Genomic DNA, 559 nt, shown 5'->3' on the forward strand with positions numbered 1-559 from the left:
TCTGCGTCCTTCCCGAAGGGCGTACGCAGGTTCCGGGAACGTCCGGACGGCCCGCGCAGGAGGACGAGGCGACACCGGGCGCGCGAGCGCCCCACGAACTTCCGACGCCCCGTGCTGCTGCGCACGGGGCGTTCGTCGTCTCCGGGGTCGGAGTGGGAACTGTGTCGGTGGCACCCCCAAGCACGTCCCACGTGCACGAGACCGACCCCCGAGAGGAGGGCAGCGATGGCAGCACCTGAGAAGGTCGCAGCGGTCGAGGAGATCACCAACCGCTTCCGCGAGTCGGACGCCTCGGTCGTGACCGAGTACCGCGGGCTCAGCGTCGCCAAGCTGACCCAGCTGCGCCGGGACCTGGGTTCGGACGCGAACTTCCGCGTCGCGAAGAACACCCTGGTCAAGCGCGCGGCGGCGGAGGCCGGGGTCCAGGGCCTGGACGACCTGCTCGCCGGCCCGACGGCCATCACCTTCATCAAGGGTGAGCCCGTCGAGGCCGCGAAGGCGATCAAGCAGTTCGCGAAGGACAACCCCGGTCTGACGATCAAGGGCGGGTACATGGACG

The 559-nt window shown here is 69.9% G+C and carries 1 protein-coding gene; it reads left to right on the forward strand.

Features of this window, described 5'->3' with window-relative positions; all coding sequences use genetic code 11:
* Window positions 1-225: 225 nt before the first annotated feature.
* Window positions 226-559, forward strand: a 334-nt coding sequence (gene rplJ, locus DBV35_RS29150; protein WP_108663921.1) for a 50S ribosomal protein L10, incomplete at its 3' end; no start/stop codon positions are given.

The sequence above is a fragment of the Acuticoccus kandeliae genome (assembly GCF_003073115.1).